The sequence below is a fragment of the Arenimonas composti TR7-09 = DSM 18010 genome, assembly GCF_000426365.1.
Taxonomy (GTDB): Bacteria; Pseudomonadota; Gammaproteobacteria; order Xanthomonadales; family Xanthomonadaceae; genus Arenimonas; species Arenimonas composti.
The window spans coordinates 38,216-54,379 of the sequence record NZ_AUFF01000009.1; the positions used below are offsets into that span (position 1 = coordinate 38,216).

Here is a 16,164-nt window from a genome sequence, read left to right on the forward strand (position 1 = left end):
GCTTCGGCTCCCACTCGCTCCACTGTCCTTGCTAAGTGCTTCGCGCCGCCGCGATCTGCGCCTGGATCGCCTCCGCCGCCGCACGCGGATCGGCGGCATTGCGGATCGGGCGGCCGACGACGATGTAGTCGGCGCCGTCGGCGAAGGCGGTCGGCACGTCGACGGTGCGCTTCTGGTCGTCACCGCCGGGACCGGCGGGGCGGATGCCGGGGCAGACGATCAGGCAGTCCGCGCCGGCGGCAGCGCGGATCGCCGCGGCCTCCTGGCCGGAAGCGACGACACCGTCGAGGCCGGCGGCGCGCGCCATCAGGGCGCGGTCGACGACCACCTCGCGTGGTTCATGGTCGATGCCCATGCGCTGCAGGTCGGCGGCATCCATCGAGGTCAGCACGGTGACGCCGAGCAGGCGGATGTCGCCCTTCTCGTCGGCGGCGGCGCGCATCATCGCCTCGTGCTGCGCATGGATCGTGCACAGCGAGACCGGATACCGGCGCAGGCCGCGGATCGCCGAGGCGACCGTCGCCGGCACGTCGTGGAACTTCAGGTCGACGAAGACCTGCTTGCCGCGTTCGGCGAGTTCACCGAGCACGCGGAAATAATCGCCGCTGGTCAGCAGCTCCATGCCGAGCTTGTAGAAGGCGACGCTGTCGCCGAGGCGGTCGATCCACTGCCGCGCCTCGTCGGCGGTGGCGACGTCGAGGGCGAAGATCAGGCGGTCGCGGGACATGGCGGCTCAGTAGCGCAGGTGGTCGAGCTTGCGCTGGCGACGGCCGGCCTCGTCGAGGCTGCGGTCGTTGTCGTAGAGCGCCGACTCCCAGCTCCCGTAGGTCGGCCCCGGCAGCACGAACCAGCGCTCGCCGATCCAGGGCGCGAACGGCGCCACTGCCTGCTCGCGACCCGACAGCGAGTTGTCGGTGATCGAGACCATGTCGCCGATCTGGTCGCCGATCTGCAGCAGCACGCGGTGGCTGCGGCCGACGTGGCGGCGGCGGCAACCCTTGTCGGACGGCTTCGGATCGACGCAGTCCTCGACCTGGTAGCCCATGCCCAGGTACTGCGCCGGATCGGGGATCGGGAAGCCGAGCGCACGCAGGTTGTCGACGGTCGCCGGGCCCTGCGCGTCGGTGCGGTTGCTGACGTAGAAGATCGTCACCCCCTGGGCGGCGGCGATGCGCGCGAACTCCAGCGCGCCGGGCACCGGCTTCGCCCGCCGCTGCTGCACCCAGGCGTCCCAGCTGGCGTCGTCGTAGACGGCGCCGTCGCGGACCAGCGCGGCCTGGTAGGGCGAGTTGTCGAGCATGGTCTCGTCGACGTCGACGATCACCGCCGGCGGCAGGCCGGTGGCGGGATTGCCGCGGTCGGCCGGCGCCAGCGCATCCCAGGCCGGATTCTTCAGCGCGCGATCGAGCTGCAGCAGGGCCTGGCGCCAGGTCTGGCCGGCGACCAGGCGGTATTCGAGCGAACCCTGCACCCAGGCGACGGCATTGAGGTTGTCGTTGGCGGCCGGGCCGGTGGCGACCGGCGCACCCTCACGCGGCGCGGTGGTCTGGCAGGCGGCGAGGGCGAGCACCAGCGGCAGCAGCCGCAGCGGGCGGGAAAGGGTCATCGTCGGTTCCTGGTGTTGTCCGGGGCGCAGTTTAGCCGGCCATGACGACCGGCACGGAGACCTGACTGGACTCTGAGCCCGGGCTGTCCCGTAACCTGCGTGGGCGGCGTGTCTGCGGGCTCGTGACCCTCACCGGCAGGCCTCCCATGTTCGTCCAGCCCCTGAAGATCCGCGCCGCCGCCGCCCGCGCCGCCTGGAGCCGCCTGCCGCGCGCGCTGCGGTTCGGCCTGCTCGGTGGCCTGCTGCTGCCGGTCGGCGCCCTGGCGGCGGTCGCCACCGTCGGCGCCTTCGGCGGCGGTGGCGGCGTTCCCGCCGGCCTGTCCGCGGCGGCGCCGGACGCCGGCACCGGCACGATGCTGCGCGGCATCGCCGCGGTGATCCCGGTCGATCCGGCCGACCTGCTCGCCGAATTGCGCGACGCCGGTCCACGCGTGGACCCGGTCGAGGCCGCGAAGGCCCCGGCCGCCGCCGACCCCGCCTGGACCGCCGCCGCGACCGCGCTGATGGAGGGGCTGCCGAAGGACGCCGCGGGCAATCCCGACTGGGCGCGCATCGACATGGACGCCTACTCCCGGGCGATCCAGGACCTCGGACCCGCACCCACCGCGCCCGCGCCGACCGGCCCGGTCGACTACACCCCGCTCGACCTCGACGAGGCGCTGGCGCTGCTGCGCGAGCGTATCGACGCCGAAGACGACGCGGTCCTCGCCCGACTGCGCGGCGCCGACCATGGCGACCAGCCGTCGGTGCTGCTCGCGCACAGCCTGGCGCTGATGCTGCACGGCGACGTCTGGGGCGCCGCCGCGAACCTGCTGGTCGCGCACGAGGCCGACGAGGACGACGCCACCCCGCTGGTGAACCTGGCGGCGATCGCCAACGGCCAGAACCTGCCGGCGGTGGCGCTGGCCCTGCTCGACGCCGCCGCCGGGCGCGACATCGGCGACGACGACTCGCCGGTCGGCATCCGCGAAGCCGCCGCCATCGCCAACAACCGCGGCCACGCACTGCTGCTGCTGCGCCGCCACGACGAGGCCGAGGCGCCGCTGCGCGCGGCGCTGGCCGCCAATCCCGAGCTGTCCGAGGCGGCGCGCAACCTGATGCACCTGCTGCTGAAGACGGATCGCGAGGACGAGGCGCGCGCGCTCGTCCCGCGCGCGGTCTGGCGCCTGCGCGGGAACCCGGCGCAGCCGGTGACGCAGCGCGCGGGCGATCCGGAAGCGCCGGCACCGGCGGAACCGCCGGGCGGTAGTCCGGAGGCGATCGCGCAGTGGCTGCAGGCGCCATGGGTCGAGGAGCGCAGCGGCCTCCTCGCGCTGCCGTTGTGGATCAGCCTGGACCTGTCGAAACAGGGCCAGATCGCGTGGCCGGAAGTGCGCTATCCGACGGCCGACGCCAGCTACGGCAGCTATTTCGCGCGCGCCGCCGCCGACTACGTCGCCGAACACGACGAGGCGCAGGCCCTGCGCGAACGCATGGGCGCGGCGATGCGGGCGATGGGGCCACGCCGGCCGAACCTGTCCGACCGCATCCAGCAGCTGATCGAGGTGAAGGCGACGACCCAGTCGGGGCTCGAGCCCGTCGACCGCGAGATGCACCGCCTGCAGGCCTGGAAGGAGACCCTGATCCTCGGCTCGCCGCAGCTCACCCGCTTCGCCGCGCTCGATGTCGCCCGCGGCGAGTTCCAGATGGAAGAGGCCGCCGAACGCCTGTACCAGCATTACCGCCGCGAGTCGGCCTGCCCGGTGAACAGCAGTCACGAGGAATGCTGCGCGATCCACCGGCGCGCGATCGCGAACGGCGTCGCCGGCATGACGCCCATCGCGCACGAATATGAAGACCGCATGCGCGTCTTCTTCCGCGAGTTCTACGGGCTGTCGACCGCGATCGCGGCCAATCTTCCGTCCGGCGGCTGGCACGACCTCGCGCGGCTGGGCATCGAGCACGACGTGCGCATCGTGCACGCGCGGGCACAGCAGGAGATCGCCTTCGCGTTCGCGCATGCGGCGCCGGCGGGCGGAGGCTGCTACGGGAATCCCGGCCGGCCGGAGGCGGCGATCGCCGACATCGTCGTCGACGCGCCCGCGTGCAGCGCCGGCGCGCAGTGGGGCTCGGGCAAGTGGGCGTTCTCGAACAACTTCAGCATGGAGGTCACCTGCGGCAAGGTGAAGTTCGTCGCCGAGGTCGACGTCATCGGCACGAAGAAGCTGAAGCTGCCGCGCGAGAGCGAACTCGGCGGCGCGATCGGCATGCATGCGGAGGTCGAGTTCTCGATCGACGGCACCGTCACGGTGTTCGCCGGGCCGAAGGCGAGCGCGGCCGGCAAGGTCGGTCACATCGGCGCGGACTTCGGCGTCAAGGACGGCATCTACGCGGTGATCGGCCGCGACGGCGTCCGGGACGTCGGCATGCGGGTGGTGGTCGGCGGCGGTGTCAATGCCGGTCCGCTCGGCGGTACCCACGATGCCGAGGTGATGGATTTTTCCTTCGTATCGGCGCTGTAGCGGCTTGCTGCACGCGCCAGGGAGAGGCGGAACGATGGTGATCAGGGAAGGCGCGGCGCAGGCCGCGCGCGAGGGGCTGCGACTCCTGCAGCGGCTGCCGGGCAAGGCGAAGGTGGTGATGGCCGCCGGCGTGATCGGGTTGCCGGTGATGGCGATGATCTTCTCCGGCGGCGACGCGGATCCGCCGGCGGACGTCGCGGTCGGGCCGCAGGCGCCGGGCCACTACCGCAGCGTCGCGGCGGTGCTGCCGGTGGACATGGAGTCGCTGGTCGCGGACATCGTCAATGCCCGCGACCAGCCGCATTTCGCGATCGACGACGACACCCGGGACCTGGACGACGCGCTGGCGCTGTTCGCCGAGCGCGTCGACGCGGCCGCGCCGGCGCTGCTGGGTACATTGCGCGACGGCGACCTCGAGGCGCCGGTGCTGGTCGCGCACGCGGCGGCCCTGCTGGCGGCCGGCGACGTCTGGGGCGCCGCCGGCAACCTGCTGGTCGCGCACGAGCGCGACGAGCGGCTGCCGGCGCCGCTGCTCGGCCTCGCCGCGATCGGCAACGGCCAGGGCCTGCCGGGCGCGGCGCTCGCTTTCGCCGACGCCGCAGGACGGATCGCCGGCAGCGATCGCCTGCACCACGCCGCGGCCGCCAACAACCGCGGCCACGCCCTGCTGCTGCTCGGTCGCGACCTCGCCGCCGAGGCGGCACTGCGCGAGGCGCTGGAGCTCGATCCCGAGCTGTCGGAAGCCGCCCGCAATCTCGCCCACCTGCTGATGCGCCGGGGCGACGACGAGGCCGCGCGACCGCTGCTGCCGCGCGTGGCCTTCCGCCTTCCGGGAACGAAGGCGCCGGAGGTGCGGGACCCGGTCGCGAAGCCACCGGCCGACGGCGGCCCGGTCGACACCGGCAGCCCGGAGCAGATCGCCGCGTGGACCCGGGCGCCGTGGCTGGAACGCGACAGCGACGGCGACTCGTCGCTGCGGCTGCCGCTGTGGATCGCGCTGGACCTGTCGCGGCAGGGACAGATCGCCTGGCCGGGCATCGAGCTGCCGCAGGCGGGCCCCGGCTACGTCGACTTCGCCCCGCGCGCGACCGCGCGCAGCATGGCCAACTGGCAGGCCTCGCAGGAGCGCGGCATGGCGGTGGCGCAGGCGCTGTCGCCGACCTTCACCCGGGCGCAGACCGGTGCCGACAACGTGCAGTCGGTGATCCTGTCGATGATCCCGCTCGAGTGGAACGTGCACCCGATGGACGGCGAGATGTTCGACGTGTCCAGCGCCGAATCGGCCGCCGTATACGACCGCCACCGCACCCGCTTCCAGTCGCTCGAGGTCGCGCGCGCGGAGTTCGCGATGGTGCGCAAGGCGCAGGCGCAGGCGGAAGAGGCCGCGGCGTTCCGCTGCAGTGCCGAGGACTACGAGGCCTGCTGCCGCCAGAGCCGCGAGTTCACCGCCGGCCAGGTCGATGCGCTGCTGCCGCTGGCGCGCGAGTACGAGGACCGGATGCGCATCCTCTTCCGCGATGCCTACGGGGTGAGTTCGGCCTACCTCGCCAACCTGCCGGAAGGGCCCTACCTGGACGCGGCACGCGCCGATCTGCAGGCCAAGGCGCTGGCGCACGTCGCGCACGGCCAGGCGCGGGTGATGGCCGCGTTCGAGATCGGGGCGCCGCGCGGGGGCATGTGCCTGGCCGACGGCCCGGCGGACGGGCAGGCCGCGGACGTCGCCGGCGACCTGCCGGGCTGCGGCCCGGGCAGCACCGACTACTCCGGCAAGTGGAGCGTCGGCGGCGGCTTCTCGGTCGAGGCCACCTGCGGAAAGATCAAGTTCGTCGCCGAAGCCGACGTGCTCGGCACCCGCAGCACCGCCTTCGGCAACGGCCGCGCCTGGGAAGCATCGATCGGCATGCATGCCGAGGCGGAGTTCTCGCTGATCGACGGCACGGTGACGGTGTTCGCCGGGCCGAAGGCCGGCGTCGCCGGAAAGGTCGGCGAGTTCGGCGGCGATTTCGGCATCAAGGACGGCCTCTACCTGGTCGTCGGCAGCGACGGCGTGCGCGACGCCGGCATGCGCGTGGTGGTCGGCGGCGGCGTCACGGCCGGCGCGTTCGGTGCGACGCACGACGTCGAGGTCATGGACTTCTCCTTCGTCTCCGCGCTCTGAACCCTGTAGGAGCGCCTTCAGGCGCGATGCCCTTCTTCCCTGCGCGAAGCGCAGGGAAAGCATCGCGCCTGAAGGCGCTCCTACGGGAAGGAAGGGGGTTAGTCGTCGAAGAGGGCGGCGATGGCGGCCATGTGGGCGCGACCGCGCTGCTTCTTCTCGGCGGTCTCGCGCTCGGGGTCGAGGCCGTCGCGCAGCAGGTCGCCGGCCGGCAGTTCGTCGAGGAAGCGGCTCGGCAGCAGATGCTCGATCGCGCCCCAGCGCTTCACCTCGGCGCTGTGCGCCAGGTACAGGCGTTCCTTCGCGCGGGTGATGCCGACGTACATCAGCCGGCGTTCCTCCTCGAGCCGGCCTTCCTCGAGGCTGGCCTCGTGCGGCAGGTTGCCGTCCTCGCAGCCGACCACGAAGACCGTGCGGAACTCGAGGCCCTTGGCCGCGTGCAGGCTCATCAGCCGCACCGCATTGCCGGGTTCGCCGCGATCGGCATTGCTCAGCAGCGCCAGCTGCGCCGCGAGCTCGCCGGGGCCACCGCCGCGTGCGCCCTCGAACCACGAGGCGAGTTCGTCGAGATTGCCCTTGCGGCGCAGGAAGGACGCCTCGTCCTTGCACTGCGCACGCACCATCGCCAGCAGGCCGGAGCGTTCGGCGAGCACCGGCACCAGCTCGGCCGGGGTCAGGCGCTCGGCCTCGTCACGCAGCGCGTTCACGATGCGGTTGAAGTCGTCGAGGCCGGCGGCGGCGCGCGGCGTCAGCTGCTTCAGGAAACCGATCTGGCCGGCGGCGCGCGCCAGCGACATGCCGGCGGTCTGCGCCATCGCCGCCAGTTTCTCCAGCGTGGTCGCGCCGACTTCGCGCTTCGGCGCCGCGATCGCGCGCAGGAAGGCGGCGTCATTGTCCGGATTGGCCAGCACCTGCAGCCAGGACAGCAGGTCCTTGACCTCGGCACGGTCGAGGAAGCGGGTGCCGCCGGTCAGGTGGTAGGGAATGCGCAGCAGCTGCAGCGCCTTCTCCAGCGGCCGGCTCTGGTGGTTGCCGCGGAACAGGATCGCGAACTCGCCGAAGGGGATTTCCTTGGCCTGGTGCAGATAGTGGATCTCGGCGGCGACGCGTTCGGCCTCGTGCTCGCCGTTGCGGCACTGCCAGACACGGATCGGCTCGCCGTCGCCGTGCTGGCTCCACAGCTGCTTCAGGTGCGCGTGCGGGTTCTTCGCGATCAGGGTGTTGGCGCAGCGCAGGATGCGGCTGGTGCAGCGGTAGTTCTGCTCGAGCTTGATCACCTTCAGCTGCGGATAGTCGACGCCGAGCTGGTCGAGGTTCTCCGGCATCGCGCCGCGCCAGGCATAGATGCTCTGGTCGTCGTCGCCGACGCAGGTCATCGCGCCCTTCGGTCCGGCCAGCTGCTTCAGCAAGCGGTACTGGGCGCCGTTGGTGTCCTGGCATTCGTCGACCAGCAGGTAGCGGATGCGCTCGCGCCAGCCGGCGGCGAGGTCGGGCTCGGCCTCGAGCAGCTGCAGCGGCAGCCGGATCAGGTCGTCGAAATCGACCGCATTGAAGGCCTGCAGTCGCGCCTGGTACTTCGCGTACACCGCCGCCGCCTCGTGTTCGCGCACCGAGCGCGCGGCCGCGGCCGCCTGTTCCGGTGACAGGCCGGCGTTCTTGGCGGCGCTGACCAGGTTGTGCAGCGCATACAGGGCGTCGTTCTTCGCTCCCGGCGGCGCCAGGTCCCTGATGATCGCCATCTGGTCGTCGCCGTCGAAGATCGAGAAGCCGCGGCGCAGCCCGGCGCGGTCGTGCTCGATCTGCAGGAAGCGCAGGCCCAGCGAGTGGAAGGTGGTGACGGTCAGCGCCTCCGCAGCCTCGCCCTTGACCCGCTTGCCGACACGCTCGCGCATCTCGCGTGCGGCCTTGTTGGTGAAGGTGATCGCGGCGATGTGGCGCGGCTCGACCCGGCGCGTCGCGACCAGGTGGGCGATCTTCTCGGTGATCACCTTCGTCTTGCCGCTGCCGGCGCCGGCGAGCACGAGCAGGGGGCCGTCGACGTACTCGACGGCGGCCTGCTGCTGGGGGTTCAGGGGGGAGGACGACATGGGGGCGCGATCTTACTCCAGGAGATAGTTCGTACGAGGTAGTTCGTAGTCGCCGCAGGCGGGTTGCCGTTGCTGCGGCCAAGCCGTCGCGGCGGGCGTATGCCGACAGCCAGCGCCTCCACCCGTAGAGCGCCGGACCTGCGCCCGCGACGACTACGAACTACCTCGTACGAACTACCTCCTGTCGTTAGAATCCGCCCATGTTGCGCATCACCGCCACCCTCGCCATTCCGGACGACGAACTGGTCGAGCGTTTCGTGCGTTCGGCGGGGCCCGGCGGGCAGAACGTGAACAAGGTGGCGACGGCGGTGGAGCTGCGTTTCGACGTCGCGCGCTCGCCGTCGCTGCCCGACGCCGTGCGCGAGCGCCTGCTGGCCCGGCGCGACCGCCGGCTGACCGATGACGGCGTGCTCGTGCTCAACGCGCAGCGCTTCCGCACCCAGGACCGCAACCGCGAGGACGCCCGCGAGCGCCTCGCGGCGGTGATCGCCGCGGCGACGCAGGCACCGAAGAAGCGGGTCGCGACCAAGCCCTCGCGCGCGGCGAAGGAACGCCGCCTCGGCGCCAAGCGCGAGCGCGCCACGGTCAAGCGCCAGCGCAGCGCCGCCGCCTGGGATCGCGAATGACGCCGGATCGCCGCGCATGAGCCTGGTCCCGCCGCTGTCGCCGCTCACGCCGGGCGACGGCAACCGCTTTTCCCGCTGGTTCGGCCGGACCCTGCTCCGGCTCGGCGGCTGGCGGGTGATCGGCGCCTGGCCGGCGGAACCGCGGCTGGTGGTGATCGTCGCCCCGCATTCCTCCGGCTGGGATGCCTACTGGGGTCTGGCGGCGAAGCTGGCGATGGGGGTCGACATCGCCTTCATCGCCAAGGCCGAGCTGTTCGTCGGCCCGCTCGGCTGGCTGCTGCGGCTGCTCGGTGGCCGGCCGGTGAACCGCAAGGCGCCCGGCGGCATCGTCGAGCAGACCGCGGCGCAGATCCGCGACAGCGAGCGGTTGTACTTCGTGCTCGCGCCGGAAGGCACGCGCAAGCGGGTCGAACGCTGGAAGACCGGCTTCTGGAAGATCGCCCGCAGTGCCGACGTGCCGGTGCTGTGCGCCTGGTTCCACTATCCGGACCGCACGATCGGGCTCGGCCCGCTGTTGCACCTGAGCGGCGACCCGGACGCCGACATGGCGCGCATCCGCGAGATCTACCGGCCGTACGTCGGCAAGAACCGCGGCACCGTCTAGGAGGCCGCCGTGAGCAGCGTCCCGCGCATCGCCGCCGTGATCCCCTGCTACCGGGTGACCCGGCACCTGCTGCCGCTGCTGGCGGCGATCGGCCCCGAGGTCGAGCGCATCTACGTCGTCGACGACGCCTGCCCGGACGGCAGCGGCGACCTCGTCGCGCGCGACTGCCGCGATCCGCGCGTGCGCGTCGTGCGCAACCCGCGCAACCTCGGCGTCGGCGGCGCGGTGATGGCGGGCTACCGCGCCGCGATCGACGACGGCATGCAGGTGCTGGTGAAGCTCGACGGCGACGGGCAGATGGATCCGGCATTGCTGCCGCGCTTCGTCGCGCCGATCCTCGCCGGCGAGGCGGACTACACGAAGGGCAACCGCTTCCACGACCTCGACCTGATCGGCCGGATGCCGCGCGTGCGCATCTTCGGCAATGCGGTGCTGAGCTTCATGAGCAAGCTGTCGACCGGGTACTGGGACATCTTCGACCCGACCAACGGCTACACCGCGATCCACGCCGACGTCGCCCGCCGGCTCGCTCCTGGCAAGCTCAGCGAGCGCTGGTTCTTCGAATCCGACGTGCTGTTCCGCCTCGGCACCCTGCGCGCGGTCGTGGTCGACGTGCCGATGGTGCCGCGCTACGGCGACGAGGACAGCGGCCTGAAGGTGTCGCGCGTCGTCGGCGAGTTCGCGTTCAAGCACGCGCGCAATTTCCTGAAGCGGGTTTTCTACGGCTATTTCCTGCGCGACATGTCGGTGGCGTCGCTGGAGCTGGTCGCCGGCGTCGCCCTGCTGGCCTTCGGCACCGTGTTCGGCATCGTCAACTGGATCGAACTCGCCGGCACCGGCCGCGCCGCGCCGGCCGGTACGGTGATGCTGGCGGCGCTGCCGGTGATCCTGGGGCTGCAGTTCGTGCTCGCGTTCCTCGCCTACGACATCGCGGCCATTCCGCGCCGGCCGCTGACCAGGCAGGTAGCAAGTAGCAGGTAACAAGTAGCAGGGAGCAAGGAGTGGGAGCGGCTTCGGCCGTGATCCCTGCCCGCCTTTCCGGAGCGGCAACCCGGTCCCGGTACAATCCCGGCCGTGGACACGCTGCGCGCCTTCTACGACTCCATCCTCCCGCATCCCTGGCTGCTGCTCGCGACGACGCTCGCGGTGCTGGCGCTGCTGGCCTGGCTGGCGGACCTGCTGACGCACCGGCTGCTGCTGCGGGTCGTCGGCGGACTCGTCCGACGGTCGCCGATGAAGTGGGACGACATCCTGCTCGGCCGCGGCATCCTGCGCCGGCTGGCGCATGCGGTGCCGGCGCTGATCTTCTTCCATGGCGTGGCGGTCGTGCCGGGCCTGCCGCCGGTGGCGGCGCAACTGCTGCGCAACCTCGCCGCCGCGCTGATCGTGCTGGCGATCGCGCAGGCGATCAGCGCCCTGCTGCGGGCGATCCAGGACGTCTACGAGCAGCGCGATCCCGAACGTGCCCGCGTCCGCCCGATCAAGGGCTACCTGCAGGTTGCGCGCATCGTCCTGTACCTGATCGCCGCGGTGCTGATGATCGCGGTGCTGATCGAGCGTTCGCCGGTGCTGCTGCTGTCGGGCGTCGGCGCGCTGGCGGCGGTGCTGATGCTGGTGTTCAAGGACACCCTGCTGTCGCTGGTGGCGAACGTGCAGATCTCGTCCAACGACATGGTGCGGGTCGGCGACTGGATCGAGATGCCGAAGTACGGCGCCGACGGCGACGTGATCGACATCGCCCTGCACGTGGTCAAGGTCCGCAACTGGGACAAGACGATCACCACGATCCCGACGTATGCGCTGGTCAGCGAGAGCTTCCGCAACTGGCGCGGCATGCAGGAAGTCGGCGGCCGCCGGATCAAGCGGGCGCTGCCGATCGACCAGTCCACGGTGCGCTACCTCGGCGACGACGAGGTCGTGGCGCTGCGCCGCTTCACCCTGCTGGCGCCCTACCTCGACGCCAAGGCCGCCGAGCTCGCCGCCTGGAACGCCGCCCGCGACGGCCAGGCACCGGTGAACCTGCGGCGGCTGACCAACATCGGCTGCTTCCGCGCCTACGCGCTGGCCTGGCTGCGCGCGCATCCGCGCATCCACCAGGCGATGACCCTGCTGGTGCGGCAGCTGCCGCCGGGTCCGCACGGGCTGCCGCTGGAGATCTACTGCTTCACCGCGACGACCGCCTGGGGCGAGTACGAGGGCATCCAGGCCGACGTGTTCGACCACCTGCTGGCGATCCTGCCCGAATTCGGCCTGCGCGCTTACCAGGCGCCGTCCGGCGCGGACGTCGTGCGGATCGGTGCCACCCTGCGCGACGGTTCGGGGGCGGCGCCGTTCGCGGTCGGCGAGGGCGGCCCGGACACCGCGCGGCCGGCCCCGGAGCCTCAGCGCTCGGAGTGACCGCTGTCGAAGTAGTCGCGGCGCTCGAACAGTCCCGGCTTCACCAGATCGATGAAGGCGCGCGCCCGCGGGCTCAGGTACTTGCCTTTGCGCACGACCACGCCGTAGCTGCGCGGCGGGAAATACTCGCCGAGGCTGCGCGCGACCAGCCGGCCCTGGTCGGCCCCGGTCAGGCAGATGCCGGTGACGATGCTGATGCCCAGGCCCATCGCCACGTACTGCTTGATCACCTCCCAGCCGCCGACCTCGAGCGCCACCGTGTAGGGCACGCGGCGCTGCTGGAACACCAGGTCGACCAGGCGCCAGGTCGTCAGCCGGCGCGGCGGCAGGATCAGGCCGTAGGGCGAGAGGTCCTCCAGCCGCAGGTCCGGCTTGTCGGCCAGCGGATGCCCCTTCGGACAGATCAGCATCGGTTCGAAGGAATAGACCGGGGCGTAGGACAGGTCGGTGGGCACGTCGAGCATCGAGCCGACCGCCAGGTCGCAGCCGTCGCCGCGCAGCAGGCCGAGGCCGTCCTTGCCGGTGACGTTGTGCAGCACCAGCTGCACCTCCGGGTGGCGCTCGCGATAGGCCTGCACCAGCGGCGGCAGCAGGTAGAGGATCGTCGAGGTGCCGGCCGCGACGTGCAGTTCGCCGGCCTGCAGGCCCTTGATCCGGTTGCGGAATTCCCCGTCCAGGCCGTCGATGCCTTCGACCAGCGGGCGCGCCAGTTCATAGAGCACCGTGCCTTCCCGGGTCAGGCTGAAGCGGCGGCCGATGCGCTCGAACAGGCGGTGGCCGACGTCGCGTTCCAGTGCCTGCAGCTGCAGGGTCACCGCCGGCTGGCTCAGGAACAGCGCCTCCGCCGCGCGCGACACCGAACCGAGCCGGGCGACCTGGCAGAAGGCCCGCAAGGGCTTCAGGCGGTCGCCCTTGTAGTAGTAGCGGGGCGGAATCTCGCTCATAACACCATGATCCGGCGTCAGTATTTGCCAGACTTATAGCAGCTATCAAAACATTTGTTTTGGCAAAGGGAAAGGTGCGCACCTAGGGTCGAAGCCCCAGACCGAGGAGCATCGCCATGGCAGACGCCGCCCGCACCCTCCCGACCGAACCCGCGTCCGGACTGGTCGTCGCTGCCGACGCAGCCGGCCAGCAGGAGGTCCTGACCCCGGCCGCGCTCGCCTTCCTCGAGGGCCTGCACCGCCGCTTCGACCCGGTCCGCCAGGCCCGCCTCGCCGATCGCCGGGCCCGCCAGGCCCGCTTCGACGCCGGTGAACTGCCCGATTTCCGCGCCGACACCCGCGCGATCCGCGAGGGCGACTGGACGGTGGCTCCGGTGCCCGCCGCGCTGCAGGACCGCCGGGTCGAGATCACCGGCCCGGTCGATCCGAAGATGGTCATCAACGCGCTCAATTCCGGCGCGAACTGCTACATGGCCGACTTCGAGGACTCGACCAGCCCGACCTGGGCCAACCAGATCACCGGCCAGCAGGCCCTGATCCGCGCCGTCGCCGGCGACCTCGAATGGACCGCGCCGGGAACCGGCAGGCAGTACCGCCTCGACCCGGCCGCGAACACCGTGCTGATCGTCCGCCCGCGCGGCTGGCACCTCGACGAGAAGCACGTGCAGGTCGACGGCCAGCGCCTGTCCGGCAGCCTGTTCGACCTCGGCCTGTTCGCCTTCCACAATGCCGCCGCGCTGCACGCCCGTGGCCGCGGCCCCTACTTCTACCTGCCGAAGCTGCAGTCGATGGAAGAGGCGGCGCTGTGGGATGCGGTGCTGGGCCACATCGAGACGACGCTCGGGCTGCCGGTCGGCACGATGAAGGTGACCGTGCTGATCGAGACGCTGCCGGCGGCGTTCGAGATGGACGAGATCCTGCACGCGCTGCGGGGCCGCATCGCCGGCCTGAACTGCGGCCGCTGGGACTACATCTTCAGCTACCTCAAGACCTTCCGCCGGCACCGCGACCGCGTGCTGCCGGAGCGTGGCCAGGTCGGCATGACCCAGCCCTTCCTGAAGGCCTATTCCGAGCTGCTGATCCGCACCTGCCACCGCCGCGGCGCGCATGCGATGGGCGGCATGGCGGCGCAGATCCCGATCGCCGGTGACCCGGTCGCGAACAACGAGGCGCTCGAGCGCGTGCGCCGCGACAAGGTGCGCGAGGCCGAGGCCGGCCACGACGGCACCTGGGTCGCGCATCCGGCGCTGATCCCGGTCGCCCGCGAGGTGTTCGATGCCCGCATGCCCGGCCCGAACCAGCTGCAGCGGCGCCGCGACGACGTCGCCGTCGACCGCGATGCGCTGCTGCGGCCGAGCATCGGCACGATCACCCGCAAGGGCTTCGACGACAACGTCGAGGTCTGCGTGCGCTACCTGGCCGCCTGGCTCGACGGCAACGGCTGCGTGCCGATCCACTGGCTGATGGAGGACGCCGCCACCGCCGAGATCGCCCGCGCCCAGCTCTGGCAGTGGCTGCACTGGGGCGAGCGCTGCGGCGACCACGGCGAACGTCCCTGCCTGCACCTCGACGACGGCACCCCGATCGACGGCTCGCTGTTCGACCGCGCCCTGCTCGGGCTGCCGGCGCGCCTGGCCGGGCAGAACGTCGCCGCCGCGGGCCGCATCGCCGAGGCGATCGAACTGCTCGACCGGCTGACCCATGCCGACGACATGCCCGAGTTCCTGACCCTGGCCGCCTACGAACGGCTGGCCTGAACGGACGGGCGCAGGCTGCAGGCGCCGTTCCGGATCCAGATTCCGGTCCGGATCCCGATTTACCGCGATCGCGCCTGAAGGCGCTCCTACAAGACCCCCACGACGAAGGTGAAGACGATGACCAGCAAGCTCCCGACCGCCGAACAGCTCCGCCAGCAGTGGGAAACCGACCCGCGCTGGGCCGGTGTCCGCCGCGGCTACTCCGCCGAAGAGGTCGTGCGCCTGCGCGGCACCGTCGCCGTCGAGCATTCGCTGGCCCGCCTCGGCGCCGGGAAGCTGTGGAAGTCGCTGAACACCGAGCCCTTCGTCAACGCGCTCGGCGCGCTGACCGGCAACCAGGCGATGCAGCAGGTCAAGGCCGGCCTGAAGGCGATCTACCTCAGCGGCTGGCAGGTCGCCGCCGACGCCAACCTCGCCGGCGAGATGTATCCGGACCAGTCGCTGTACCCGGCGAACTCGGTGCCGCAGGTGGTCAAGCGCATCAACAACACGCTGTTGCGTGCCGACCAGCTGCACCACGCCGAGGGCGACGATTCGATCGACTTCCTGCAGCCGATCGTCGCCGATGCCGAGGCCGGTTTCGGCGGCGTGCTCAATGCCTTCGAGCTGATGAAGGCGATGATCGAGGCCGGCGCCGCCGGCGTGCACTTCGAGGACCAGCTGGCCTCGGTGAAGAAGTGCGGGCACATGGGCGGCAAGGTGCTGGTGCCGACCCGCGAGGCGGTCGAGAAGCTGGTCGCCGCGCGCCTGGCCGCCGACGTCTGCAATGTGCCGACCCTGCTGGTCGCGCGCACCGATGCCGAGGCCGCCGACCTGCTGACCAGCGACGTCGACCCGAACGACCGGCCGTTCTGCACCGGCGAGCGCACCGTCGAGGGTTTCTTCAAGACCCGCCCGGGCATCGACCAGGCGATCAGCCGCGGCCTGGCCTATGCGCCCTACGCCGATCTGGTGTGGTGCGAGACCGGCAAGCCGGACCTGGCTTTCGCGAGGAAGTTCGCCGAGGCCATCCACGCGAAGTACCCGGGCAAGCTGCTGGCCTACAACTGCTCGCCGTCGTTCAACTGGAAGAAGAACCTCGACGACGCCACGATCGCGAAGTTCCAGAAGGAACTCGGCGCGATGGGCTACAAGTTCCAGTTCATCACCCTGGCCGGCTTCCACGCGCTGAACTACGGCATGTTCGACCTGGCGCACGGCTACGCCCGCCGGCAGATGAGCGCCTTCGTCGAGCTGCAGGAGAAGGAGTTCGCGGCGGCCGATCGCGGCTTCACCGCGGTCAAGCACCAGCGCGAGGTCGGCACCGGCTACTTCGACGCGGTCACCCAGACCATCCAGGGCGGCCAGAGCTCGACCGTGGCGCTGAAGGGCTCGACCGAAGAGGAGCAGTTCACCGCCGAGACCGAGACGGCCACTGCCTGAGTGAAGATTCCTTAACACCTCCTGGGCACGGCGCTACACTCGGGCGCATCCATGACCTCGGGTGC

Annotated in this window: 12 protein-coding genes; 8 read left to right on the plus strand and 4 right to left on the minus strand. The window is 71.3% G+C overall.

Going from position 1 to position 16,164, the window contains the following annotated elements; all coding sequences use genetic code 11:
* Positions 1-31: 31 nt before the first annotated feature.
* Together pyrF and K311_RS0111480 are read right to left on the minus strand one after the other, a co-directional pair.
* Positions 32-727 carry an orotidine-5'-phosphate decarboxylase gene (gene pyrF / locus K311_RS0111475; protein WP_026817433.1) on the minus strand — a complete coding sequence of 232 codons (696 nt, stop codon included), beginning with the start codon at positions 725-727 and terminating at the stop codon, positions 32-34.
* 6 nt (positions 728-733) lie between these two features.
* On the minus strand, positions 734-1,606 hold the full coding sequence (locus K311_RS0111480) for a 5'-nucleotidase, lipoprotein e(P4) family (protein WP_051240034.1): 873 nt from the start codon (positions 1,604-1,606) through the stop codon (positions 734-736).
* A gap of 146 nt (positions 1,607-1,752) precedes the next feature.
* Between K311_RS0111480 and K311_RS0111485 the strand changes: the two genes are divergently transcribed.
* Both K311_RS0111485 and K311_RS0111490 read left to right on the plus strand, forming a co-directional pair.
* Positions 1,753-4,107 carry a tetratricopeptide repeat protein gene (locus K311_RS0111485; RefSeq protein WP_026817435.1) on the plus strand — a complete coding sequence of 785 codons (2,355 nt, stop codon included), beginning with the start codon at positions 1,753-1,755 and terminating at the stop codon, positions 4,105-4,107.
* A gap of 34 nt (positions 4,108-4,141) precedes the next feature.
* Positions 4,142-6,265: a hypothetical protein gene (locus K311_RS0111490; protein ID WP_026817436.1), complete on the plus strand. Its 2,124-nt coding sequence runs from the start codon at positions 4,142-4,144 to the stop codon at positions 6,263-6,265.
* Positions 6,266-6,363: 98 nt separating this feature from the next.
* Here K311_RS0111490 and K311_RS0111495 read toward each other — a convergent pair whose 3' ends face one another.
* Complete coding sequence (locus tag K311_RS0111495; protein WP_026817437.1) at positions 6,364-8,349, minus strand: UvrD-helicase domain-containing protein; 1,986 nt, start codon at positions 8,347-8,349, stop codon at positions 6,364-6,366.
* A gap of 200 nt (positions 8,350-8,549) precedes the next feature.
* Between K311_RS0111495 and arfB the strand changes: the two genes are divergently transcribed.
* The 4 genes from arfB to K311_RS16670 all read left to right on the plus strand — a co-directional run bounded on the left by arfB (position 8,550) and on the right by K311_RS16670 (position 11,976).
* On the plus strand, positions 8,550-8,975 hold the full coding sequence (gene arfB, locus K311_RS0111500; RefSeq protein WP_026817438.1) for an alternative ribosome rescue aminoacyl-tRNA hydrolase ArfB: 426 nt from the start codon (positions 8,550-8,552) through the stop codon (positions 8,973-8,975).
* Positions 8,976-8,991: 16 nt separating this feature from the next.
* Positions 8,992-9,579: a 1-acyl-sn-glycerol-3-phosphate acyltransferase gene (locus K311_RS0111505; protein ID WP_051240036.1), complete on the plus strand. Its 588-nt coding sequence runs from the start codon at positions 8,992-8,994 to the stop codon at positions 9,577-9,579.
* A gap of 9 nt (positions 9,580-9,588) precedes the next feature.
* Complete coding sequence (locus K311_RS0111510; RefSeq protein WP_026817440.1) at positions 9,589-10,560, plus strand: glycosyltransferase family 2 protein; 972 nt, start codon at positions 9,589-9,591, stop codon at positions 10,558-10,560.
* A gap of 93 nt (positions 10,561-10,653) precedes the next feature.
* Complete coding sequence (locus K311_RS16670; protein WP_245570659.1) at positions 10,654-11,976, plus strand: mechanosensitive ion channel family protein; 1,323 nt, start codon at positions 10,654-10,656, stop codon at positions 11,974-11,976.
* On the opposite strand, the gene K311_RS0111520 is transcribed toward K311_RS16670, so the two are convergent.
* A complete protein-coding gene (locus K311_RS0111520; RefSeq protein WP_026817441.1) occupies positions 11,961-12,920 on the minus strand; it encodes a LysR family transcriptional regulator in 960 nt (319 codons plus the stop codon). The genes K311_RS16670 and K311_RS0111520 overlap by 16 nt on opposite strands.
* A 116-nt stretch (positions 12,921-13,036) precedes the next feature.
* On the opposite strand from K311_RS0111520, the gene aceB reads away from it, so the two are divergent.
* Together aceB and aceA are read left to right on the plus strand one after the other, a co-directional pair.
* Complete coding sequence (aceB, locus tag K311_RS0111525; protein WP_043797710.1) at positions 13,037-14,677, plus strand: malate synthase A; 1,641 nt, start codon at positions 13,037-13,039, stop codon at positions 14,675-14,677.
* Between the two features lie 117 nt (positions 14,678-14,794).
* Positions 14,795-16,099, plus strand: a complete 1,305-nt coding sequence (aceA, locus tag K311_RS0111530) for an isocitrate lyase (protein ID WP_026817443.1) — start codon at positions 14,795-14,797, stop codon at positions 16,097-16,099.
* Positions 16,100-16,164: the final 65 nt, after the last annotated feature.

Coding starts and splice junctions, on each gene's coding strand:
- arfB (WP_026817438.1), top strand. CDS start 8,550: ATGTTGCGCATCACCGCCACCCTCGCCATTCCGGACGACGAACTGGTC.
- aceB (WP_043797710.1), top strand. CDS start 13,037: ATGGCAGACGCCGCCCGCACCCTCCCGACCGAACCCGCGTCCGGACTG.
- K311_RS0111480 (WP_051240034.1), bottom strand. CDS start 1,606: ATGACCCTTTCCCGCCCGCTGCGGCTGCTGCCGCTGGTGCTCGCCCTC.
- K311_RS0111520 (WP_026817441.1), bottom strand. CDS start 12,920: ATGAGCGAGATTCCGCCCCGCTACTACTACAAGGGCGACCGCCTGAAG.
- K311_RS0111495 (WP_026817437.1), bottom strand. CDS start 8,349: ATGTCGTCCTCCCCCCTGAACCCCCAGCAGCAGGCCGCCGTCGAGTAC.
- pyrF (WP_026817433.1), bottom strand. CDS start 727: ATGTCCCGCGACCGCCTGATCTTCGCCCTCGACGTCGCCACCGCCGAC.
- K311_RS0111485 (WP_026817435.1), top strand. CDS start 1,753: ATGTTCGTCCAGCCCCTGAAGATCCGCGCCGCCGCCGCCCGCGCCGCC.
- K311_RS0111490 (WP_026817436.1), top strand. CDS start 4,142: ATGGTGATCAGGGAAGGCGCGGCGCAGGCCGCGCGCGAGGGGCTGCGA.
- K311_RS0111505 (WP_051240036.1), top strand. CDS start 8,992: ATGAGCCTGGTCCCGCCGCTGTCGCCGCTCACGCCGGGCGACGGCAAC.
- aceA (WP_026817443.1), top strand. CDS start 14,795: ATGACCAGCAAGCTCCCGACCGCCGAACAGCTCCGCCAGCAGTGGGAA.